Source organism: Ruoffia sp. FAM 20857, assembly GCF_045528645.1.
GTDB classification, from domain to species: Bacteria; Bacillota; Bacilli; order Lactobacillales; family Aerococcaceae; genus Ruoffia; species Ruoffia halotolerans.
In genome coordinates, this window is record NZ_JBGQRB010000036.1 from 1 (window position 1) to 22,582 (window position 22,582).

Here is a 22,582-nt window from a genome sequence, read left to right on the forward strand (position 1 = left end):
TAAAGATGAGAACACAACACAAACTATCGTTGCATAGAGAGACACTTAAACATAGGAATAAAAAAAGAGCCAAGGTGACTGCGTCACCTGGCTCCTCGGTCCACCAACATCAAAAATTCATGAACCCTTTTTAATATTTTGCCTCTACCTCTTAAATTCAATTTTAATGAGATACAAAACAAAAAATGAACAAATAAAAAAGCTAAGAACAGCTTATTAAAGCCATTCTTAGCAGAAATGTTATCTAACGCGCTCTTGAATACGAGCTGCTTTACCAGATAATTTACGGATGTAGTATAATTTAGCACGACGTACTTTACCTTGACGTAGTACTTCGATTTTTTGTACGCGAGGTGTATGTACAGGGAATGTACGTTCAACACCAACACCGTTAGAAATCTTACGAACTGTGTAAGTTTCAGAGATGCCTTGTCCACGACGTTTAATAACTAATCCTTCAAAAAGTTGAACACGTTCACGTTCTCCCTCAACGATTAACGCATGAACACGTACTGTATCTCCAGGACGGAAATCAGGAATGTCGTTACGTAATTGAGCTGAAGTAATTTTTGCAATAATTGGATTAATACTCATTTTATCTTTCTCCTTCCAACAAATAATCTTAAATAGTCATTCTACTTAGCGGATTATAGTTAATTCGGGGCCCAATGGCCACTTGTAATATTATACCTAAAATAAGAAACTTGTAAAGGGTTTTTTTACTTTTTTTATTTATCCGACACGATTATAGAAACGACGTTCAATCCAACCAAGAATGACGTCCGTTAATATAGCCATTAATGCCGTTGGTATCGCTCCAGCAAGTATGATGGCTCCACCGTCTGTTGCATTAGTACCGCGAATAATGATATCACCTAAACCACCGGCACCAATGAAAGCACCAATCGCAGTAATACCAATCCCTACTACAAGAGCGTTGCGAATACCGGCCATAATCACAGACATTGATAACGGTAATTCAACATCTTTAAGTCGTTGCCAACTTGTCATACCAATCCCCTTCGCTGCATCCAGAACATCTGCATCCAGAGTAATCATACCTGTATAAGTATTCTTGATAATTGGCAGTAGCGAATAAAGGAAGATCGTCACGATAACCGTGTTTACTCCTAAACCAACCGCTAACATTATAATCGACATCATTGCTAGTGACGGAATGGTTTGTAATACATTCGCCACACCTAGGACCCACGTACTCATCTTTCTATTGTTGGCAATCCAAATTCCAATCGGAATACCAACAATTGAAGCGAATAATACTCCATAGATAGAGATTAAGAAATGACGCCAAAATTGTTCCAGTACATATGATCCGTTCATCGAGAAATAGTAGATAAACTGTTCAAATAAATTCATACTATCCATTATGGCTGCTCCTCTCTAAAGTAATTATTCTCTTCTAAAAACTGTTGTGCAACAACTGATGGCTCAAGAAGATTATCATCTGCTTCAAAGTTTAATTGCTGCATTAACTCTGTATCGATTTGTCCAACTAATCTTTCGAATAGAGCATCAAGTTCTGGATTGCTCTCTAGGATTTCATCTGTAGCTCTAACTGACCCTTCATAAGGAGGGAAAAATCCTAGGTCATCCTCTAAGACAACAAGGTTATTACTCAAGATACGCCCATCCGTTGAATAGCCTAAAACAATATCCATATCTCCAGATGCAACTGCATCATAAACTAGTCCAATTTGCATTGGATAAGTTTCACCAAATGAAAACTCATATGCCTCTTGGAAAGCCGGATAACCGTCACCCTCGCGTATCAGCCAAGTTTGGTCGAAGCCTGCTCTCAAGTCACCAGCTATGTCTTTCAAATCACTGACTTTTTCTAAATTTTTCTCTTGAGCTAACTCTTCAGTTACCATAAAAGCATATGTATTCTCAAATCCCATCGTGTCATAGTACTTTTGGTCGAATTCATTTGCAAATCGTTCTTGTAGGTACTCCATCGTTTCATCTGCATCATAAGAAGCACTCTCTCCAAATATAGCAACGATATCTGTACCTGTATATGCCGGTACAAGCACATCAGCATCACCATTTAATAGCGCATGATGACCTACAACTGCTGTACCTAAGTTACTAATTAGCTCAACATTATAATCTGTCTCTTCTTCAATTAATTGTTGAACCATCGAAGATAATATTTGGCTTTCAGTTGTACCTAATCCTGCAATTTTTATCGTTTCGGTACCGAATCCACCACCAAGGCCTGGTAAGGCACATCCAGCAAGAAGGAATATTGAAGCGATTAATGTTATTATTTTATTTGTTTTATTCTTAATCATGTTCATCCTCCTATTTCGCTGCAGTGACATCAGGCGTAAAGTATATCTCTACTTTACCTAATAGATAGTCTGCTAAGAGTGCCATAATTGTCACTGGTATTGTTCCTGCGAATATAAGGTCTGCTTCATATAAAGATATACCACTTAAGATAAAGTCTCCTAAACCGCCAGCACCGATATATGATGCTAATGATGTCCAAGCAATCACATACACTGCTGACAAACGAATACCGGCCATGATTACAGGCATTGCTAAAGGTAATTCAACTTTTGTAATTGATTGAAGTGCCGTCATACCCATCCCTTTTGCAGCATCTTTTGCAGTGGGGCTCACATCGTTCATTCCGATATACGTATTACGTAATATAGGTAGTAAAGAATAGATAAACAATGCGATAATCGCTGGAAAACGCCCAATCCCAATTAGTGGAATCATTAACGCTAGCAAGGCTAGTGTTGGTACCGTTTGGAAGATACTTGCAATCCCAATAACAAAGTCAGCTGCTTTAGGTGTTCGAGTTAATACAACTCCTAGTGGTACAGCAACTATAATTCCCAATAACAAGGAAATAAATGATATAGATAAATGTTCAAAAATTAGAGTAACTAATTGACTCCCATTTTCTTGAAGAAATGTCATCATAGAACATACCCACCATCTTTTTCACTGGCAGCTGGTGGTATAACAATGCCATCTCCTTCGATGTCATCCACATGTTCTACTGAATTCTCAGGTGAAACATCTTCTAATGTTTCATATTCTCCCCAAATCGCATCATAGATGATGTTTACGAATGTAGCACGTGTTACTATCCCTTTTAGATGACCTTCGTCATTCACAATTGGAACATAAGAGTACCCACGTTTTAAGATTAAATCAACCGATTCACGTACTAAAGCATCTTCTCTGAGTGAGAACATATCTGAGCTCATAATATCCGATAAGTTAATTGCTGTATTAAAATGTCTTTGGATCATATGGATATCAACAAAACCTTTTAATACATTATTCTCATCCGTAATTAGAAGCGTATCCACAGATTGCTCTTTCATTAATTCTAAAGCATCCGTAAGTGATTTGTCTTCAATCATCGCCACATGGCGTTTACTCATAATCTCGCCAACTTTAGTTGTATCTTGTTGAGCTTGAATTAAACGGTCTTGCCCAATAAATTGAGCCACAAACTCATTCGCCGGATTACTTAAAATCTCATCCGGAGTCCCAACCTGTACGATTTTCCCTTTACTCATAATGACAATACGTGTCGCTAACTTCAGCGCTTCATCCATATCATGCGTTACAAAGACAAAGGTCTTCCCTAATTCTTCTTGTAATTCTTTAACCATTACTTGCAGTGTATCCCTAGTTAATGGATCAAGCGCACCAAACGGCTCATCCATTAAAATGATATCTTGTTCTGCAGCTAATGCTCTGACGACTCCGATACGTTGTTGTTGACCCCCAGATAGTTCTGAAGGATATCTATCAAGAAACTCCTCTGGTAATTCAGCTAGTTTAATCATGCGTTTGGCTGTGTCATCAAGTTTGACTTGATCCCATTTTAATAATTTTGGTACCATTAAAAGGTTTTCTTTAACTGTCATATGTGGCATTAGACCAATGTTTTGAATAACATACCCAATTTGTCTTCTTAATTTAACTGGGTTCATATCCATAATATTTTTTCCATCGATTAAAATTTCACCATCTGAAGGTTCAATCATACGGTTAATCATTCGCATCGAAGTTGTTTTACCCGATCCTGATGTACCTATGAAACAAATAAACTCTCCATCTTCAATCTTTAAGTTAAAATCATCCACAGCTAATACGTCACTAGCGTAACGTTTTGAAACGTTTTTGAATTCAATCACAATTCTATTCTCCTCCTTGTTTTTCCGCAGTTTTCACAATACCATTATTATAAAAAAATCTCAAGAAATACAGTTTAAATTCGATTGATTTGTCGCGTTTGTCGATGATTCTCATTACATATTAAGTTTATTTTTTTTAGTAAATTTAAACCTATTGACGTTCAAATTCTTTAACCCATTCACGTTCTTGGTCAGTTAATTCAGCTTTCTCTAATAAATCAGGCCGATTATTATAGGTTCTTCTAATTGCTTCCTTTTGTTGCCATAATTCTATATTACTATGATGCCCGCTAAGCAACACATCAGGGACGCTTTTCCCTCTATATTCTCGTGGCCTTGTGTATTGAGGATGTTCTAGTAGTTTTCTTTGATGGGACTCTTCTACAATTGAATGGGCATTTCCAACTACTTCTGGAATGAGACGAACCGTTGAATCTATCATGACCATGGTTGGAAGTTCTCCATTTGTTAAGACATAATCTCCGATGGATACTTCATCTGTAATGTAATCTCGAACTCGGTGATCAAAGCCTTCATAATGGCCACAAATAAATACTAAATGTTCTTCTTGTGACCACTCTTGTGCCAAATCTTGGGTAAAAGGTTTTCCAGCTGGATCCATTAAAATAACACGTGACTTGTCAGTCATCTCCAGTTCCTCTAATGTATCTACAATTGGCTCTACTCTTAATAACATACCTGCTCCACCACCATAAGGATAATCGTCTACATGACCATGCTTATTGACCGGGTTGCGACGGAAGTCGTGTGTCTCAAATGATAAGATACCTTCCTGTTGTGCTTGTTTCATTATCGAGTGTTCCATTGGAGCAAACATCTCAGGAAATAAAGTTAATACATCAATTCTCATCGTCAATTAACCCTTCCATCAATTCAATTACAACGTACCCTTCATCAACATTGACCTCTTTCACAACGTCTCCAATATAAGGAATCAAAGCATCTGGTAATTTGGATTTGTTACGTTTGATTACCCATACGTCATTCGAACCTAAACTTAAGATGTCTTTTATCACACCTAGTTCTTCTTTTTCAATCGTTATTACTTTTAAACCAATAATTTCATGAAAATAAAACTCATGTTCATCCAACTCTTGTTGTTGGTCTTGATTAATGGCTAACCACATCGTTTTAAACTTTTCGACATCATTTATATTATTGAATTCTTCGAAACTTACAATATATGTTCCTTTACTTAACTTAGCATTTTTGACTGTTACTTTTTGAACGGGACGATCATTATCTAATATCGTTAAAACCTCGCCAGCAGCAAATCGTTCTTCGGGAAAATCAGTATCTGCTATAACTTTAATTTCTCCTCGAATGCCAAATGTATTTACAATTCTTCCTATACGAAAATATTCCATAGTTTATTTCCTTTCACACTACATTATATAACTTTGCTCTTAAAGCTACATTACTACTTTTATTATATATAAATTTTCACCAAACAAAAAGTGCTAAGTAGAAACAAATTAATTTGTCTCTACTTAGCACTTAAAATCTTATTCGCTATCACCGTCAGCAATGACAATGCGAGCTCTTTTAGAACCGCGTTGACGAATGCTATAAATGATTGTACGTATTGCTCTCACAACACGCCCTTTTCTGCCAATGACACGTCCAATATCATCCGGATGTAAATTAAGATGATACTCTATAAAATCTTCTGTTTCAACAATATCGACAGAAAACTCATCAGGATTGTCAATAAGTGGTTCAACAATTGTTTTTATCAAAGCTTCAATATCTGGCATTTTTATCATCCTTTATTGTGATATTAAACTTATCAAACATGCCTTATTTCGCTTGTTTTGACTCGTGGAATTTTTGCATGATTCCTTGAGTAGATAATAAGTTGCGAACAGTGTCAGATGGTTGAGCACCATCACTTAACCATTTTAACGCTAACTCTTCGTTGATTTCTAATTGTTTTGGTTCTTGAACTGGATTATAAGTTCCAATTTGTTCAATAATACGTCCATCACGTGGAGCACGTGCGTCCGCTACTACAATACGGTAGAATGGGCTTCTTTTAGAACCCATACGTTTCATACGAATTTTAACTGCCATGTAAGTCACCTCCATTAATTAATCTCACAGTTAAGTATATTATCAGATAACATCCCTCCTGTAAAGTGTTTTTCCTTTACAGGGTGAAGTTTTTTGAAATATTTTATATAGTTGCTTCTATCCTGAATAATTCATAGTTTTTCTAAAAATGTCAATTAATGTTGTGATTATAGTACTTGTAGTAAATTGCTTCATCACCCGTTAGGTGATGCAAAAAGAACCCCTTTCTGATATGGTTAATTCACAACAAACAACCAATAGAAAGGGGTCCTCTCAATGGTTACTTTACAAGAAACTACAGCAAAATTCAATAATAATTTACATGTCTCTCATACAGGTGGTCGTTTATCGAGTGATTCTGGGTTGGCACTGGTCGACGAATTCATGGACGCTTTTCATTTTACAGAGCATTCTAAAGACGTCGTTTCGTTTAATGAAGACCGTCGCTACTGGCTACACGATAACCATAAGATTTTAAAACAATTACTTTTTCAGATTATCGCTGGCTATAAAGCCGATTTATCAGCGGATATCTTACAACACGATCCGTTATTACAAGCTCTTTCAACTGATGAAGTATGGGCTTCGCAACCCTCTATCTCTCGATTTTTCGATCGAATTACGGAACAAACGATCGAAAATTTCCAGACACTCAATCAAACAGTGATTGATCAAGCACGACTTATTCGTAATGATACGAATATGATTGTTGATTTAGATTCTACCCATTCGGATACCTTCGGTAGCCAAGAACAGACAGATTATAATGCTCATTATGGAACGAACGGTTATCATCCATTAGTCGCTTTTGATGGATTAACTGGTGATTTTTTAAAAGCTAAACTTCGTTCAGGAAATCAATATACTTCTAATGGCGTAAAGGCATTTCTTGAACCACTCTTAGATCACTATCATCAAGCAATTCCTACGACAGATATCTTAGTCCGTGGAGATAGTGGTTTCGCAACACCTGAAATATATGAGTTATGTGAGGCTTTCGGTAGTGACTATGTGATTCGTTTAAAGAGTAATCGAAAATTAACTCATTTAGCTGAAGAACTTGTCTACTATGATGATAATCATCCTTGGGATGAGAAAGAAACTTACTATCATTCTGTTTCATACCAAGCCGGCTCTTGGCCTAAATCTCGTCGAGTATGTATTCGTTCAACTCGAGAAGCTGGAGAGTTACTCTTTAGTCATGCGTTTATTATTACAAGTTTCTCAGAAAATATCGTACCAAAAAGAGTTTTTGAAACATATAATAAACGAGGCACTATGGAAAATTACATCAAAGAAGCCAAAAACAGCTTCTATTTTGACAAGACAGATAGTCCACGGTTCATCGAAAATCACGCGCGTATGATGATCAGTGTAATAGCTTATAATATTATCAACTTTATGCGTACAATCTGTTTTGAAAAGAATTGGAAAAATCTTCAAGTAAATACCATTCGTCTTCGTTTATTCAAAGTAGCCGGAAAGTTGGTCAGCACTGCGAGACGGATCTATTTAAAACTTTCTAGTTCGCATGTCTATCAAGCAGAATTTTACGCCGTCTTTAGGCGAATCCAACGGATTCGATGTTATATTTAATAGATTTCATTTTTTGAAAAAATTATCCAGTGCCTAGGGATTCGTGCGCCCAAAAATAAGTGGTTAGCCTTTAAAAATCGAATCTCGATAAAAATGTTCTGTAAAATCTCAAAAAACATATAAATTTTAGAACCAAAGCAAAATTACGACAAAAAATGTATTTTTAATCGAAAAATTTAGAAGTATGAATTATTCAGGTCTATAATACGGTTTAACATTTCAAAAAATAGAAAAAGTTCACTATTTCCAAGTGAACTTTAGCTTTATTTAGAAATTAACGACGTTTTTTCTTCATTTTTTTCAAGCGACGTTGTAATTCTTTTTCTTTTTGTTGTTTCTCTTTTTGTTCAGGTGACATAAAGTCAGAATCGTTCATTTGTGGCATTCCTGGCATATTTGGCATGCCTCCACCACCATTTTGTTTCATCTGATTCATCATTTTCTTCATATTACCCATCTTACCATTCGAAGCTGAACTCATCATTTGACGTGTTTGGTTGAATTGCTTAATTAATTGGTTCACGGCTTGAAGCTCTTGCCCCGCACCGGCAGCAATTCTTTTACGTCGACTTTGTGAGATAATATCTGGATTTGTACGCTCTTGAGGTGTCATTGACATCACAATTGCTTTGACACGCGCCATATCTTTTTCAGATACATCGAAGTCTTCTACACCTGGTAATTTATTCAAACCTGGAATCATCTTGATGATATCTTTGATTGAACCCATTTTGTTTACTTGATCCATTTGAGCAATGAAATCATTAAAGTCAAAGGAAGCATCTTTGATTTTGTCGGCCATTTTCTGAGCTTCGTCTTCATCAAAATCTTGTTGCGCTTTCTCAATCAGCGTCATCATATCCCCCATACCTAGGATACGACTCGACATACGGTCTGGATAGAATGGTTCTAAGGCGTCTAATTTCTCACCTTGACCTGTAAATTTAATAGGTTTATCGGTAATTGAACGAATCGATAGTGCCGCTCCACCACGAGTATCACCATCGAGTTTTGTAATGACAACCCCTGTTATATCAAGTGACTCATTGAAAGATTGCGCAACGTTTACCGCATCTTGTCCGGTCATAGCATCAACAGTTAGTAAAATCTCTTGCGGATTTGCGACTGCTTTAATATTACGTAATTCAGCCATTAATTCTTCGTTGACGTGTAAACGACCCGCCGTATCAATGATAACGACTTCGTTCCCTTGTAGTCTTGCTTGGTTTAATGCTGCTTCAGCAATTCTTACTGGATCCGCATCTGTTCCTTCACTATAAACACCAAAACCTAATTGTTGACCAATGGTTTGTAATTGTTCAATCGCTGCTGGACGGTATACGTCGGCAGCTACTAATAATGGGCGCTTTTTATTTTCTTTTTCAGAAATATATTTAGCTAATTTACCTACCGTTGTCGTCTTACCAGCACCTTGTAAACCAGCCATCATAATAACTGTTGGTGGTTGCGCTGAGAAGTTTAATGGAACGAGTTCCCCACCCATTAAGGCTGTTAATTCTTCATCAACAATTTTTAAAACTTGTTGCGCTGGAGATAATGATTTTAATACATCGGAACCTAATGCTCTTTCATTCACACTCTTAACGAATGTTTTTACTACTTGAAAGTTAACATCGGCCTCAAGTAAAGCAAGTCTTATCTCACGCATCATTTGTTTCAGGTCGGCTTCGGTGATTGTCCCCCCCGAACTAACCTGGCTAATCGCACCTTGTAGGCGCTCTGAAAGTCCTTCAAAAGCCATATTATTACCCCTCTATTTCTTAATCTTCTATTTGAATTAATTTTTCTATGACTGAATGAGCTTCTTTGTATGTTAATAACTCACTCAATGTATTTAATAATTGCATACGTTCTTCACGTTTCTCATTTAAACGGAGTGTTTTTTCATATTCTAGCAAGGATTTCTCTCCACGCTTAATATTATCATGAACGCCTTGACGACTAATATCGAAATGTTCGGCGATTTCACTTAAAGATAAGTCTTCTTCATAATAAAATGACAACATATCTTGTTGTTTCTCTGTCAACAGAGCTTTATAAAATGAGAACAATTGACCAATATAAATCGTTTTTTCTAACGACATTCTATTCACCTTTTCTTCAGGATTCTCAATATAAATAGCTAATCGATCCGCTAAATCCTTGGGTGTTACATGCTCCAATACTTCAGCAAATTCGTGTACTTCTTCTTTCGTGTATCCTAACCTATTTTGTAAGAAATATTCCCATATTTCGTGTTTTCTCACCATTTCTTGAGCCATTAGATGACCTTTTGGTGTTAATGCACTACCGCGGTAGCGTTCGTTAATTACTAGGCCTTCTTTAGCCAATTTATTAATCATTTCACTCACGGAGGCTGGAGAAACCTCTAATCCCTCAGCGATTGTTTTATTAGAGATGGATTCATCTCCTGCATGTTCATATATAAACTTTACATAGTCCTCGCGACTCTGTGACATTGACATCACCCCAATGATTTTTTTGCTAATCCTAATTTTACCATGTTTTCCCTTTAGCCTCAAATTTATTTAAACTTTCCGGTTGACTTTAGGCGCGCCTAACATTATAATTCAATTAACACTTAGGCACGCCTAAAAATTAGTGTTTGGAGGTTTGAAATGAAAAAATATATTAAATACATCATGACTCTATTTATGGTCATCATTTTGTTATTCACTTATGTAACGCCCATCGGTCATGCTCAAGCAGATAAAGAAAAAATTACAGTCACAACGACTTTTTTAGTTGATATTGTAGAACAACTCGCCCCAGAAACGTTTGAGGTTGTTTCAATTGTCCCTGCTGGTGGTGACCCGCATACGTATACAGCAACGGCTAGAAATTTAAAAGACATTACTGAATCTGACCTCGTGTTATTTCATGGTTTGCATTTTGAGGCACAGATGGCAGAAGTTTTAGATGCACTGCCACATACAAGATCTGTGACAGCGGAGTTTAATAATGACCAGCTAATCTCAATTTCTGAGGATTCTCAAGAAGTCGATCCGCATTATTGGTTCGATATAGATTTATATAAACAATCTGTTCTAACAACTCAACAAGCTTTAGTTGAAATTTACCCTGAGTATAAAAAATTAGTAAATGAAAATACAGAAAGATATATAGAAGAATTAGATGCTTTAAATCAATGGATCCATGAAAAAGTTGCAGAATTACCTGTGGAACAACGCATTCTCGTAACTCCACACGATGCCTTTGCATACTTTGCCCAGGCTTATGACTTCACAGTATATGCTCCTCAAGGAATCAGTACTGAATCTGAAGTCTCTAATGACGCAATCATTAAAACGGTTAAGTTTATTGTCGACAACGATGTGCCAGCCATATTCTTAGATACAACGTCTAACCCGCAAGCGATGGAAAAGCTTCAAGAAGGAGTCAACCAACAGGATGCAGAGGTTGTCGTTGTGGGTGGTGAAGGTCAAGAATTGTTCTCAGACTCTTTAGCTGCAACTGGTCAGTCGAATGATAATTACATTGAGATGTATCAACATAATGTGTCATTAATCGTTGATCATTTAATTCGTTAATTATAATTTAAAAGGAGTGATTCATATGAATTCAATTATTACGATCGAAAACTTATCGGTGAGATATCAACAAACTCTTGCCCTAAACAATATTACATTACAAGTTCCGGAAAATGTTCGCATGGCTATCATCGGCCCGAATGGTGCTGGTAAATCAACTTTTATAAAGGCCATTCTTAATTTAATACCCGCTAAACAACATAAGCTAAGCTTTTTCAATGACCTTACATTGAAACAAGCACGCTCTAAAATCGCTTATGTCCCCCAGACTTCAGAAGTTAACTGGCATTTCCCAACAACTGTCAAAGATGTTGTGACGATGGGAGTGAGCTCAAATCGTTGGGGCTTTCAATCTGTGAGTGAAGAGCAAAAAATTGTTGTTTCTCAAGCACTCGAAGCAATGGAACTCACTGATCTTTCGAATCGTCAAATCAGTCAATTATCTGGAGGTCAAAAACAAAGAGTCTTTATTGCACGTGCCATTGCACAAGACGCTGATTTGTATTTTTTTGATGAGCCGCTTGCTGGTGTCGACATGAAATCTGAAGCCATTATTATGGCGCAATTAAAAGAATTTCAGGACGCAGGAAAGACTAGTTTGACTGTTCACCATGACTTAAATTCAGTGCCTGATAATTTTGATTATGTGTTGTTCCTCAATAAAGAGGTTATCGCAACAGGTCCAACGGTAGATGTATTTACGCGAGAAAATATTGATAAAGCTTATTTAAATCAGTCTCAGCAAAATAATGTTGAACCGAGTTCAAATCAAGCGGGCTTACATATTCTAGGAGCTGATCAACATGTTTGATATCTCTTTTGATTATTTCTTCTGGGTTGTCGCACTTGGAACCATGGCACTCGGCTTCGCATCAGGTATTATCGGTACTACGATTGTCTTAGAAGGCCAAAGTCAATTGGGTGATGCGATTGGGCATTCAGTATACCCTGGAGTAATTATTGCTTTTATGTTATTTCAAACGAGAAATTCTCTCGTGTTACTGTTAGGTGCCATTGTTGTTGGTTATATAGCCTATGTTCTAATTAACTGGATTCACAAATATAGCCATTTTGCTTATGAAAGTGTCCTGGCACTTGTACTTTCGTCCTTTTTCAGCTTAGGTTTAATGCTTTACCGAATTGTACAAACGAATCCCAAATTCCAATCAGTGAATTTCTCTGGTTTGGATAATTATATTATGGGACAAGCCGCTTTTTTAACGCAATTTGATGTGAATGTTATTTTGATTGTTGCTGTTATCATCGCCCTTATATTTTGGCTTTATTATCCAAAGATTAAAATATATTTGTTCGATAAAACTTTTGCTGAAACCATTGCCATTAATACGAAATTTATCAATTATATCTTATTAACGTTAAGTTTATTAGCCATTGTCATTGGTTTACAAGCTGTTGGGACAAAGTTAATTAGTAGCATGTTAGTCGCTCCCGTCGTTGGGGCAATGCAATGGACAAATAACTATCCTAAAACTATCTTTTTATCAGGCTTTTTTGGCTTATTTGCTGGTTTTATGGGGACTTTACTTAGTACAAATATTTCTGATTTGGCGACAGGACCAACCATTGTAGTTGTATTGTCAGGTATCGCTTTAGTATCTGTCTTCATCGGGCCTAAAGGCTTGCTAGGCTCTTATGTTTTACGTAAAAGAGGTGTAGTGTCATGATGATTCAAATTTTATTAATTTTAATTGTTGTTGCTTTAGCTTGTAGTCTATTGGGTTCTCTATTGTTGATGCGTTCGAGTTTAATGGTAGCCGACGCCATATCACATACAATTTTATTAGGGATTGTGATTGCATTTTACTTTACGGAAGATTTGTCTTCGCCCTATTTAATTATCGGTGCAACCTTGTTCGGTGTCATTACTGTTATCTTAATTGACTTATTGACAAAGACCGGTCGAATGCAAAACGACGCAGCGATTGGTTTGGTGTTCCCCTTACTATTCTCAATTGCCGTTATTATCATCTCCAAATATTATACAAATGTGCATTTAGACATTGATATGGTCCTTTTAGGTCAAGTCGAACTGGCACCATTACGCCAAGTTGAAATATTCTCAATTCAAATGCCACAGGCATTCTTTATTGGTTTGATTATTTTATTCATTAATTTGGCTTTTATCTTTATTTTCTATAATCCATTGAAGATTCGTTTGTTTGATGAAACCTTTGCTCGAACTATTGGAATTAATGTTGCTGCACTCGACTTAGTATTGATGACTTTAGTTTCTCTGACGGCAGTCACTTCTTTTGAAAGTGTTGGGTCTATTCTAGTCATCGCCTTAATGGCAGCGCCTGGGATGACCGCTAGATGTTTTACGAATAAATTTAGCACTTTATTAATCGGTTCAGCTTTTATTACCGTACTTAATTCCGTCCTTGGTTATTACATTGGGATTTATCTCGATACTTCGATATCAAGTATGGTTGCTGTCACTGGATTTGTAGTCTCTTTACTCGTATTTTTAGGAACAAATATTATTCTTCCTAAACTCAGACAGCAGAAATTGGCACTTAAATAACCATATAATAGAAAACAAAAATATCCGTGAAGTCGATTTTTGACCTCACGGATATTTTATTAAGCTTGCTTATCTTCAATCACATCACGAACTAAATTATACATATATTGTTCAGGATCAAATTGTTGTAAGTCAGTGGCTTGCTCACCTAATCCAATATATTTAACCGGGATATCTAAATCATAACGAATCGAAAGAACAACCCCACCTTTAGCCGTTCCATCTAATTTTGTTAAAACTAAACCAGTAATTTCAGTTGCTTCATTGAATTGTTTCGCTTGAATGAGTGCATTTTGACCTGTCGTCGCATCCAATACTAAGAACACTTCTTGAACACCATTTGGATTCTCACGTTCAATGATTCGTTTCATTTTGGCTAACTCTTCCATTAAGTTCGCTTTAGTTTGTAATCTTCCGGCAGTATCTACGAGTAAGTAATCGTAATTCTCTTCATTCGCTCGTTTCACTGCATCAAACACGACTGAAGCTGGATCGCTATTGGCTTTTCCAGTCACGACTGGAATATCTAATCGCTCTCCCCACACATTTAACTGTTCAATGGCACCTGCACGGAAAGTATCTCCAGCGGCCATAATAACTTTTTTGCCTTCTTGTTTTAAGTTATAACCAATTTTACCTACAGAAGTTGTCTTACCAACACCATTTACTCCTACAAATAGAATGACAGTGGGCCCATCAGGATTTTCTTTAATTGCGACCGTTCCCGTTTCATTCTTCTCATAAATGTTCACCATTTGTTCTAGAACAACGCGCTTAACATCCTCAGGACGACTCACATTCTCTTCTTCAATCGCATCACGAATAGCATCCGTTAAGGCAATTGTCATATTGAAACCAACATCTGCACCAATAAAGGCTTCTTCTAAATCTTCATAGAAATCCTCATCAATTTCTCTGAAACTTGTAAACAAGTCCGCAATTCTTTCAGAAAAGTTTTTACGTGTCTTTTCCATACCCTTGTCATACTTATCAAAAACAATCTCGGTGTCTTTTTCTTTCAGTTCTTCTTTAACAACCTGGTCTTCACCGGTAAAAGCACGTTTTATACGATCAAAAATACCCATAATCTCACTCCTTATTTGCTTATATTATAACACTTCTATTACTTAATAAAATGATAGATTGCTTTCGCAACACCGTCATTATCATTTGTATCTGTGATATATGAAGCACTGTCTTTTATCTCTTGAACAGCATTGCCCATCGCTACCCCGTAACCAGCCATATCAATCATCGTCTGATCATTATTTTGGTCACCAATGGTCATCATTTCTTCCGGTTTGATATTTAATTGTTTACCTAATTTCTTTAACGCATTCCCTTTATTAACATTGATCTTACCAATTTCTAATTGATAAGGATGTGATAAGACAGTTTGATATTCTTCCAATAAGTCTTTATTGATTTTAGGTAGTTGCTCATTTAAGTAATCTTCAACTGTACAAATAACAAACTTGTTAAATGTATGATCTGCTTCAAAGTCATGATATCTAACAGTTTTTCTTGGTGCTGGCGTTGTATAAGTTGACTCTTTCCCATTTGGATATTCAATTGGATCATACACCCATTCAGAATCAATGGGATTTAATGGTAAATTTAAACGTTCCGTTTCTTCATACCAACGCTCTAAATCGCTCGTTTCAACAACATCATTAACGACAACTTCTCCAGTGTTCGCTTTAATCACTTGGCTTCCGTTAAATACGACTAAATATTCATCGTCGCCATCGAAACCAATATTCTCGGCAAAGTCTTTCATCGCTAAGTATGGTCTCCCTGTACATAAAACGACTTTAATATCTTTTGACTGGGCGTAGTGTATAGCATTGATGTTCTCTTCTGATAAAGATTTATCTGTTCTAAGTAACGTTCCATCTAAATCTATAGCAATTAATTTTATCATTGATAACTCCTTTATTCTGATAAAGCTTCTTCCGCTTCACTTAATTTTACTGAGGCTAATTTCGAAATACCTGATCGTTCCATCGTAACACCGTATAGCCGGTCCGCACTCTCCATCGTTCCTTTTCTATGTGTAATGACGATGAATTGAGTTTGTTCTCTAAATTCTTTAATGTATTCTCCGTAGCGGTACACGTTCGCATCATCTAAAGCTGCCTCTACCTCATCCAATATAACAAATGGTACAAGTTTTACTTCCAGAATAGCGAATAACAAGGCTATGGCTGTTAGCGCACGTTCCCCACCAGATAATAAGGCCAGATTTTGTTTCTTCTTACCGGGTGGTTGCGCAACGATGTCTACACCTGTTGTTAGGACATCTTTGGGGTTCGTCAACTCGAGTGAGGCTTCACCTCCACCAAATAATCTTCGGAAAGTTTGTTGGAATTTCTCATTAATGAGTTTGAATGTTGCGCTAAATCGTCGAGTAACCTCAACATCCATCTCATCCATTGTATCTTTCAGTTGCCCCATAGCTGTTAATAAATCTTCTTCTTGTTCCACTAATAACTCATAACGTTCATTTAACTCATCATAGTCTTCAATTGCTTGAAGATTAATCGGTCCTAATTTATTGATGAACTGACGTAATTCTTTAACTACTTTATTGATTTCAGCTGTTGATTCAATCGGTTTAGCAATTTTCTTTGCCATCTCGAAGGTCAATTGATATTCTTGATTTAAATGATTCAAATGATTATCAATTAAGGCTTGATTTTTTTCAATCTGGGCTTGTAGTTTTGCTTGTGTTTGGAAACTACGTTGACTCTTTGCTTGAGATTTATTGAGTAAACTTTCTTTTTCATTAATCGTTTCACTTAAATCTTGGCGATTTTGACGGTCGGCTTGAATTTGTTTTTGTAGACTTTCGCTTTCTTTTTCTAATTTAGCAATGTCGTCTAAAGTTTCCTCCAGTTTTTCTTGGAGCTCTTCAATCGACGACAGTCCAAATGTCTTACTCGACTCATAATTTGTAATCCAATTATTAACTACCTCATATTGATTCTTTAAATCTGATAAAGTTTGTTTTAATTGTTTAATCTCAACGTCCATAACCGCTTTTTTCGTTGATTTGTCCTGTCTAAATTCTTCTAACTCAGCTAATTTCTTCTGACGGGCGTCTTCATCTAGGTTATGTTGTTCTAATATCCGATTTAATTCTTCAATTGAAGATTTTGCTTTCACAAGATTTTGTTCCGCTTGTTCGATTGTATTTCTCGCTTCATCAAGCTCTTCATCGAATTCACGAATGGAGTCTTTTAATATAATCATTTGATTATTTGCTTGTTTGTATGCTTGTTTAGCGTTTTGACTCGTTTGGAATAAACGCTGATAGATGCCTTCTGTTTGGTTCACTTGTTGGCGCTGTTCTTTCAGTTGTTGGTCATTATGTGCTAATTCAGATGATACTTTCTCCCAATCTTGTTCAATATTCTTAAGCTGTTCTCTATGTGTCTCATAGGCTTCGCTTGCTTGTTTTATTTCATTTTGGCGTGAGAGCATCGATTGTTGCCTTTGCTTTTGTTGACCCCCGGTGAGTGATCCACCAGGCATTAACACATCACCTTCCAGTGTTACAATCTTCACTGAATGACCTAAGGCTCGCGCAATGTTTTGTGCATCAACTAAAGTTTGAGCAACGATTGTATTTCCTAATAAGTTTTGAACGATGTTTTCGTTCTGCGCATCATAACTGACTAATTCGGAAGCAACGGCGATAAAGCCTTGCATTTCTTGCGCTTGGAAAAGTTTGAAACTTTGAATTTGACGCGGTTTAATGTTAGGCCGTGGTAAGAAGGTTGCTCGCCCAGCTCTTTGTTGCTTTAAGTAATTCACTGCTTCACGTGCCGCTTGGTCATTTGCTACAACGATGTGTTGCATCGATCCACCTAAAGCTGTATCGATTGCTAATTGATACGTTTCTTTTACATTTAATAAATCCGCAACCGTTCCCTCGATACCATTTAAGCGTTGCGCTTGTTGCATAACCGCACGCACGCCAGCATAGTAGCCCGTATAATTATCATGCATTTGTTTCAGTGAATTTAAACGGGTTTCAATGGTTTGAGTTTGTCTTTCTTGGTTAAAGAGCAATTGTCTTAACTCATCTCGTTGATTTGAGAGTTTTTCGTTATTCTCACTTAATTCTTGTAACAAGGTTCTTTGTTCACTTTGGCTACCTGTGAATGCCTCTAGTTCTTCTTCAGCTTCTATTGCTTCTACTTCAAGCTTTTTAAGCTCTTGGCTAGTACTATTCATTTTCTCAGCAGCCTGGTCTTTACGTGCTCTTTGTCTTTCTAAGACTGCTTTCTGCTGTTGAATTTCATTGTTTGACTTGGCTTCTAGTTGATAATACTCCAACATTTCATTACGTAATTCGTCTTGTTGGTTCGCATTCAATCCTTGAGATATTTGGATATCTTTATTGACTTCTTTTAATTCTGCCATTAATGCTTTCAAATCTGTCTCAAAGGTTTGTAATTGCTTTGTATATTCCATGATGTCTTGGTCAAGTCTCGTCTTTTCAGCCACTTGTTCTTCATAAATATTGGCTTTATCAGCTTGTTCCGTTTCACTATATTGAATATCTTTTTCAATCATCTGTTGTTGTGCTCTTAATTTTTCAATCTGAGACGTTAACTTTTGATATGTATCTGAATTTTGATCAATCGCATTGATTAATTGGTTTTGTTTGTTTTTAGATGCATCGATTTCGGTACTTAGTGTATCATTTTGCGTGATTAAATTATTTATGGTTATATCGATATTCTTTAATTGTTCCTCAAGTTCTTCCCACCCTGTTTGATAATCTTCGATTTGTTGGGTGTATAGAGAAACTTCTAGCTCTTTTAATTCTTCTTTCTTACTCGTATAAAGAAGCGCCGTCTCTCTTTGTTTTCTTAAAGGATTCAATTGTAATTCGAGTTCATGAATAATGTCTTTAACCCGGCTTAAGTTATCACTCGATTTATCTAAGCGTCTCTCAGCTTCAGTCTTACGGTATTGGTACTTTTGAACACCTGCAGCTTCTTCAAATATCGTCCGTCGTTCTTCAGGCTTACTTAGAAATATTTGCTCAACTTGTCCTTGGGAAATAATTGAAAAACTGTTCTTTCCTAACCCTGAATCTAAAAGTAAATCTACGATATCCCTTAATCTAACTTGTTCATTGTTTATTAAGTATTGACTATCACCATTTCGATTATAACTGCGAGTAATACTTATTTCACTAAAATCATAATCCAAATATCGATCCTCGTTGTTTAAAACTAAAGTCACTTTTGCAATATTCACTGGCTTACGCGCTTGTGTTCCATTAAAGATAACATCTTCCATTCGATTCCCACGTAAACTTTTAGCTGATTGCTCGCCTAATACCCATCTAATCGCTTCCGAAAGATTGCTTTTACCACTTCCGTTAGGACCTACGACAGCGGTCATTCCTTCATTAAATTCAATAACTGTTTTGTCAGCGAAGGACTTAAAGCCTGTCATCTCTACTCTACTAAGATACATTATGAAACCTCTCCAATTAAATGTTGGTAAGCAATTTTCGCCGCTTGAATTTCAGCTTGTTTTTTACTGTTCCCTTTACCTCGGCTAATTAATTTGTCATCTACAAATAAGCCCATCTCAAATATTTGATTATGATCGGGTCCTTTTTTAGAAATTAAGCGGTATTCAATTAAGACTGTTCCATGTGTTTGAGCTTTTTCTTGGAAAAGTGTCTTGTAATCTAAATTCACTTGTTTAAGAATATCTTGGTGATTTAATAACAATTGCTTGTTTAAAAAGTTAGTTACAACGTCTATACCTTGTTCCAAATATGTTGCACCTAGAAAGGCCTCAAAACAATCCGCTAAGATTGAATCTCGATGATTACCACCACTTGCAGACTCGCCTTTACCAAGTTGAATGTACTCATGAAAGTCGTTTTTTCTTGCTAACAGGGCTAAACTTGGTTCACGAACTAATTGCGCACGAGTACGAGACAAAGTTCCCTCAGGTTCTTCTGGATAAAAATTATATAAGTAATCACTCACAATAATTTCTAACACCGCATCGCCAAGAAATTCTAAGCGTTCATTCGATTCTAACAAGTGATGTTTTTGTTCATTGACATAAGATTTATGCATAAAAGCACGTTTAAATAACGCTTCATCTTCTATGTCTATGCCTAATATATTTTCTAAATGTTTTATTAATAAACTCATAGCATCCTCCTATTTACTTTCTTTCTACCAATGTTGGTAGCTCACAATGCAACACTTATTCTATCATGAAAGCTCAATGTATACCATCATAGACGTAAAAAAGAACCTCCGAAGAGGTTCTTTTCAGAAAGGAATTTAATTTATAGGCTTAATAATTATTCAGCAATTGGCTCTTCAGCTAACAGGTAGATATCTGACCATTTTAAGTCTGATCCGATTGCAGTTTCCCAATTACTTACACGGTTATTAACAGCTGTTAAAGAATAACGGAATAATGTTGGGATTACTGGTAATTCTTCCATTGCATACGCTTGCCAGTCATAGAATGCTTGTTGACGGAACTCTTCGTCGAATGATTCATCTGATTCAATCGCTGCTAATAATTCATCGTTCTCTTCAGTTGCCCAACGAGTATAGTTGAATGCAGCTGTACGACCATAAAAGCCAGTTGGGTTTGGATCTCCACCAGTTCCCCAAGCTCCTTGGTAAACATCGATGGCTGGATCATCTGCTTCAAGACGCTCGTAGAATGAGTTGAATTCCATTAATTGTCCATCAACTAATTCAACATTAATTCCAACTTCACCCCATGCTTGGATGTAGTACTGTGCGATTGGTTCTGCTGTTTCTCCACCTGACATTGAAGCGAAACCTAGAGTGAATGCTTCTCCATCTGGATCTTCAACAAAGCCGTCTCCATCGTTATCTACGAAACCAGCATCGGCCAATATTTGAGCTGCTTGCTCAGGATCATAATTATATCCTTCTTGATCTGCATTATGGTAATCGGTAAAGTTAGGTGTGATTAATGTATTCGCATTTTGACGTAAACCATAATAGAAATTAGTTGCGATAGCATCATTATCGATTGCATATGCCATTGCTTGACGTAATGCTTTATTTGTTGTTATACGTTCTGAATCGGTTACTACTTCCCCTGCTTCAGCATCCCAAGTTCCTTGTTTGAATCCAAGATAAGTATAAGCGTTTTCTAAGAATCCTACACTTTGGAAGTTAGTTGCATCTGAATATGTATCATATTGGTCTGATGGTAATGATGCGATATCATAGTTACCAGCTTTTAATTCTGAAACAATTGTTGTTGGGTTAACAACTTCAAGAATAACTTCATCAATGTTAGGACGACCATCAAAGTAATCATCAAAAGCAGAGAATGTTACTGACTCACCTGGTGTAATCGATTCGATTTGGAATGGACCAAATCCAACTGGATTCGTACGAACATATTCACTATCTTCTAATTCAGCTACTGGTACTTCACCTAATAAGTGTTCAGGTTCGATATAACTAGAAACACCCCCACCAGCTTGTAATAATGAGTTATTAAAGTTGTGATATGTAACTGTTAAGGTGTAGTCATCCACACGTTCTAATCCTGAAATTTCTTCAGCATCTCCGTTGTGATATTCTTCCATACCTACAACGTTTTGGAAGTCAGTTCCGTAACGGATACCCGTATATTCTGGGTTACCGATAACATAATAAGGGAAGATGACATCATCAATTGTGACTTCTTCACCATCATGCCAAGTTGTTCCTTCTGGAATTGTAATTGTCACTTGTTTGTTTTCTTGATCAAACTCTACATCAGCGAAACCTGAGTTATCAATTGCAAAGTTCTCATCGTATCCATATAAACCAGGGTTAATAAAACCAATAATAGATGAATCTGGTTGTCCTTGATATAACATGTTATTTAAAACACCAGCGAAAGTTGTATCAGATACTAAGGTATAACGTAAAGTTCCACCTTCGATGGGTTCACCTTCGTTTACAGCAGTAGGAGAGAAATCTAAAACATCTCCTTCGCCTTCTTCTTGTGCGTGAACTAGGTTAGCAGCTGGAGCTGCAAATACAGTTGATAAAGTAAGGGCCGTTGTTGCTAGTGCAAATGACTTTTTAAAAGATTTTTTCATAAAACTAACCTCCAATTAGTAATTCTTATTTATATATAATATATTAACCGTTTTAGATTAGATTATCAAGTATATTTTTAATTTTATTTTAATTTTATTAGATAAAAATACATAAATCGCTTCAGGATAATCTTTAAAGGCGTTTTATAATTTTTAAATATTATATTATATTGTTCTTTGAATTTCTCGGTAGCGCTTTATATGGTTTTATAAATAAAAATATTTTTTAAATCTAATAACTTGATGATGATAAATTAATGTTAAAGCTTATTTTATCATTATTATATTCGTATAAAAAAAGCACCCAGCTGGGTGCTTTCAAATACGGTTCTTGAATTTTTGGTGTTGGTGAGAGAAATCTCACTGACACCTTTTTTTGTATGTACACAAAAGCCAGTGAATTCCTATATAATAAAGTTACCATACATTACTAAAAGGAGAATTCACTTGG

At 36.3% G+C, this 22,582-nt stretch carries 21 protein-coding genes; 5 read left to right on the forward strand and 16 right to left on the reverse strand.

What is annotated here, in order from left to right; all coding sequences use genetic code 11:
• Nucleotides 1-240: 240 nt before the first annotated feature.
• The 9 genes from rplS to rpsP all read right to left on the reverse strand — a co-directional run bounded on the left by rplS (nt 241) and on the right by rpsP (nt 6,284).
• Nucleotides 241-594, reverse strand: coding sequence for a 50S ribosomal protein L19 (rplS, locus tag ACEN4N_RS08600; RefSeq protein ID WP_138405506.1), 354 nt, complete (start codon nt 592-594; stop codon nt 241-243).
• Between the two features lie 138 nt (nt 595-732).
• Complete coding sequence (locus ACEN4N_RS08605) at nt 733-1,386, reverse strand: ABC transporter permease (RefSeq protein WP_338489126.1); 654 nt, start codon at nt 1,384-1,386, stop codon at nt 733-735.
• Nucleotides 1,386-2,315, reverse strand: a complete 930-nt coding sequence (locus ACEN4N_RS08610; RefSeq protein ID WP_407094054.1) for an osmoprotectant ABC transporter substrate-binding protein — start codon at nt 2,313-2,315, stop codon at nt 1,386-1,388. The genes ACEN4N_RS08605 and ACEN4N_RS08610 overlap by 1 nt, the downstream gene beginning before the upstream one ends.
• Nucleotides 2,316-2,325: 10 nt before the next feature.
• Nucleotides 2,326-2,958 carry an ABC transporter permease gene (locus tag ACEN4N_RS08615; protein WP_407094055.1) on the reverse strand — a complete coding sequence of 211 codons (633 nt, stop codon included), beginning with the start codon at nt 2,956-2,958 and terminating at the stop codon, nt 2,326-2,328.
• Nucleotides 2,955-4,190, reverse strand: a complete 1,236-nt coding sequence (locus ACEN4N_RS08620; RefSeq protein WP_407090260.1) for a betaine/proline/choline family ABC transporter ATP-binding protein — start codon at nt 4,188-4,190, stop codon at nt 2,955-2,957. Before ACEN4N_RS08620 ends, ACEN4N_RS08615 begins: the two co-directional genes overlap by 4 nt.
• Before the next feature lie 151 nt (nt 4,191-4,341).
• Nucleotides 4,342-5,061 carry a tRNA (guanosine(37)-N1)-methyltransferase TrmD gene (gene trmD, locus ACEN4N_RS08625; protein WP_407094066.1) on the reverse strand — a complete coding sequence of 240 codons (720 nt, stop codon included), beginning with the start codon at nt 5,059-5,061 and terminating at the stop codon, nt 4,342-4,344.
• Complete coding sequence (gene rimM / locus ACEN4N_RS08630; protein WP_407090259.1) at nt 5,051-5,578, reverse strand: ribosome maturation factor RimM; 528 nt, start codon at nt 5,576-5,578, stop codon at nt 5,051-5,053. The genes trmD and rimM overlap by 11 nt, the downstream gene beginning before the upstream one ends.
• 138 nt (nt 5,579-5,716) lie before the next feature.
• Nucleotides 5,717-5,968, reverse strand: coding sequence for a KH domain-containing protein (locus tag ACEN4N_RS08635; RefSeq protein WP_407094056.1), 252 nt, complete (start codon nt 5,966-5,968; stop codon nt 5,717-5,719).
• Between the two features lie 43 nt (nt 5,969-6,011).
• Nucleotides 6,012-6,284, reverse strand: a complete 273-nt coding sequence (rpsP, locus tag ACEN4N_RS08640) for a 30S ribosomal protein S16 (RefSeq protein ID WP_407090257.1) — start codon at nt 6,282-6,284, stop codon at nt 6,012-6,014.
• 276 nt (nt 6,285-6,560) lie between these two features.
• Here rpsP and ACEN4N_RS08645 point away from each other — a divergent pair, with 276 nt between their 5' ends.
• The gene (locus tag ACEN4N_RS08645) at nt 6,561-7,880 is read left to right on the forward strand and encodes an IS1380 family transposase (protein ID WP_407094057.1); all 1,320 of its coding nucleotides are present in this window, start codon (nt 6,561-6,563) and stop codon (nt 7,878-7,880) included.
• Nucleotides 7,881-8,154: 274 nt separating this feature from the next.
• On the opposite strand, the gene ffh is transcribed toward ACEN4N_RS08645, so the two are convergent.
• Together ffh and ylxM are read right to left on the reverse strand one after the other, a co-directional pair.
• On the reverse strand, nt 8,155-9,642 hold the full coding sequence (ffh, locus tag ACEN4N_RS08650) for a signal recognition particle protein (RefSeq protein WP_407094058.1): 1,488 nt from the start codon (nt 9,640-9,642) through the stop codon (nt 8,155-8,157).
• A gap of 19 nt (nt 9,643-9,661) precedes the next feature.
• Nucleotides 9,662-10,360 (reverse strand): YlxM family DNA-binding protein, encoded by a 699-nt coding sequence (gene ylxM / locus ACEN4N_RS08655; RefSeq protein WP_407094059.1) that lies wholly within the window; start codon nt 10,358-10,360, stop codon nt 9,662-9,664.
• 159 nt (nt 10,361-10,519) lie between these two features.
• Here ylxM and ACEN4N_RS08660 point away from each other — a divergent pair, with 159 nt between their 5' ends.
• The 4 genes from ACEN4N_RS08660 to ACEN4N_RS08675 are packed head-to-tail and all read left to right on the forward strand — an operon-like array spanning nt 10,520 to nt 13,997.
• Nucleotides 10,520-11,452, forward strand: coding sequence for a metal ABC transporter solute-binding protein, Zn/Mn family (locus tag ACEN4N_RS08660; protein ID WP_407094060.1), 933 nt, complete (start codon nt 10,520-10,522; stop codon nt 11,450-11,452).
• Nucleotides 11,453-11,477: 25 nt separating this feature from the next.
• Nucleotides 11,478-12,263, forward strand: a complete 786-nt coding sequence (locus ACEN4N_RS08665; RefSeq protein ID WP_138405385.1) for a metal ABC transporter ATP-binding protein — start codon at nt 11,478-11,480, stop codon at nt 12,261-12,263.
• Nucleotides 12,256-13,137, forward strand: a complete 882-nt coding sequence (locus ACEN4N_RS08670) for a metal ABC transporter permease (protein WP_407094061.1) — start codon at nt 12,256-12,258, stop codon at nt 13,135-13,137. Before ACEN4N_RS08665 ends, ACEN4N_RS08670 begins: the two co-directional genes overlap by 8 nt.
• Entirely contained in the window at nt 13,134-13,997 is an 864-nt protein-coding gene (locus tag ACEN4N_RS08675; RefSeq protein ID WP_407094062.1) for a metal ABC transporter permease, read from the forward strand. The genes ACEN4N_RS08670 and ACEN4N_RS08675 overlap by 4 nt, the downstream gene beginning before the upstream one ends.
• 59 nt (nt 13,998-14,056) lie before the next feature.
• On the opposite strand, the gene ftsY is transcribed toward ACEN4N_RS08675, so the two are convergent.
• From ftsY to ACEN4N_RS08700, 5 genes are all read right to left on the reverse strand, one after another.
• The gene (gene ftsY / locus ACEN4N_RS08680; protein ID WP_138405383.1) at nt 14,057-15,082 is read right to left on the reverse strand and encodes a signal recognition particle-docking protein FtsY; all 1,026 of its coding nucleotides are present in this window, start codon (nt 15,080-15,082) and stop codon (nt 14,057-14,059) included.
• A gap of 38 nt (nt 15,083-15,120) precedes the next feature.
• Nucleotides 15,121-15,921, reverse strand: a complete 801-nt coding sequence (locus tag ACEN4N_RS08685; RefSeq protein WP_407094063.1) for a Cof-type HAD-IIB family hydrolase — start codon at nt 15,919-15,921, stop codon at nt 15,121-15,123.
• Nucleotides 15,922-15,932: 11 nt separating this feature from the next.
• On the reverse strand, nt 15,933-19,496 hold the full coding sequence (gene smc / locus ACEN4N_RS08690; RefSeq protein ID WP_407094064.1) for a chromosome segregation protein SMC: 3,564 nt from the start codon (nt 19,494-19,496) through the stop codon (nt 15,933-15,935).
• Nucleotides 19,496-20,194: a ribonuclease III gene (gene rnc, locus ACEN4N_RS08695; protein ID WP_407090248.1), complete on the reverse strand. Its 699-nt coding sequence runs from the start codon at nt 20,192-20,194 to the stop codon at nt 19,496-19,498. Before rnc ends, smc begins: the two co-directional genes overlap by 1 nt.
• Before the next feature lie 155 nt (nt 20,195-20,349).
• Nucleotides 20,350-22,131 carry an oligopeptide ABC transporter substrate-binding protein gene (locus ACEN4N_RS08700; protein WP_407094065.1) on the reverse strand — a complete coding sequence of 594 codons (1,782 nt, stop codon included), beginning with the start codon at nt 22,129-22,131 and terminating at the stop codon, nt 20,350-20,352.
• Between the last annotated feature and the right edge of the window lie 451 nt (nt 22,132-22,582).

Excerpts from the sequence above, each read along its gene's own strand:
- rplS (WP_138405506.1), bottom strand. The coding sequence starts at position 594 with ATGAGTATTAATCCAATTATTGCAAAAATTACTTCAGCTCAATTACGT.
- ACEN4N_RS08605 (WP_338489126.1), bottom strand. The coding sequence starts at position 1,386 with ATGGATAGTATGAATTTATTTGAACAGTTTATCTACTATTTCTCGATG.
- ACEN4N_RS08610 (WP_407094054.1), bottom strand. The coding sequence starts at position 2,315 with ATGATTAAGAATAAAACAAATAAAATAATAACATTAATCGCTTCAATA.
- ACEN4N_RS08615 (WP_407094055.1), bottom strand. The coding sequence starts at position 2,958 with ATGATGACATTTCTTCAAGAAAATGGGAGTCAATTAGTTACTCTAATT.
- trmD (WP_407094066.1), bottom strand. The coding sequence starts at position 5,061 with ATGAGAATTGATGTATTAACTTTATTTCCTGAGATGTTTGCTCCAATG.
- rimM (WP_407090259.1), bottom strand. The coding sequence starts at position 5,578 with ATGGAATATTTTCGTATAGGAAGAATTGTAAATACATTTGGCATTCGA.
- ACEN4N_RS08635 (WP_407094056.1), bottom strand. The coding sequence starts at position 5,968 with ATGCCAGATATTGAAGCTTTGATAAAAACAATTGTTGAACCACTTATT.
- rpsP (WP_407090257.1), bottom strand. The coding sequence starts at position 6,284 with ATGGCAGTTAAAATTCGTATGAAACGTATGGGTTCTAAAAGAAGCCCA.
- ACEN4N_RS08645 (WP_407094057.1), top strand. The coding sequence starts at position 6,561 with ATGGTTACTTTACAAGAAACTACAGCAAAATTCAATAATAATTTACAT.
- ffh (WP_407094058.1), bottom strand. The coding sequence starts at position 9,642 with ATGGCTTTTGAAGGACTTTCAGAGCGCCTACAAGGTGCGATTAGCCAG.
- ylxM (WP_407094059.1), bottom strand. The coding sequence starts at position 10,360 with ATGTCACAGAGTCGCGAGGACTATGTAAAGTTTATATATGAACATGCA.
- ACEN4N_RS08660 (WP_407094060.1), top strand. The coding sequence starts at position 10,520 with ATGAAAAAATATATTAAATACATCATGACTCTATTTATGGTCATCATT.
- ACEN4N_RS08665 (WP_138405385.1), top strand. The coding sequence starts at position 11,478 with ATGAATTCAATTATTACGATCGAAAACTTATCGGTGAGATATCAACAA.
- ACEN4N_RS08670 (WP_407094061.1), top strand. The coding sequence starts at position 12,256 with ATGTTTGATATCTCTTTTGATTATTTCTTCTGGGTTGTCGCACTTGGA.
- ACEN4N_RS08675 (WP_407094062.1), top strand. The coding sequence starts at position 13,134 with ATGATGATTCAAATTTTATTAATTTTAATTGTTGTTGCTTTAGCTTGT.
- ftsY (WP_138405383.1), bottom strand. The coding sequence starts at position 15,082 with ATGGGTATTTTTGATCGTATAAAACGTGCTTTTACCGGTGAAGACCAG.
- ACEN4N_RS08685 (WP_407094063.1), bottom strand. The coding sequence starts at position 15,921 with ATGATAAAATTAATTGCTATAGATTTAGATGGAACGTTACTTAGAACA.
- smc (WP_407094064.1), bottom strand. The coding sequence starts at position 19,496 with ATGTATCTTAGTAGAGTAGAGATGACAGGCTTTAAGTCCTTCGCTGAC.
- rnc (WP_407090248.1), bottom strand. The coding sequence starts at position 20,194 with ATGAGTTTATTAATAAAACATTTAGAAAATATATTAGGCATAGACATA.
- ACEN4N_RS08700 (WP_407094065.1), bottom strand. The coding sequence starts at position 22,131 with ATGAAAAAATCTTTTAAAAAGTCATTTGCACTAGCAACAACGGCCCTT.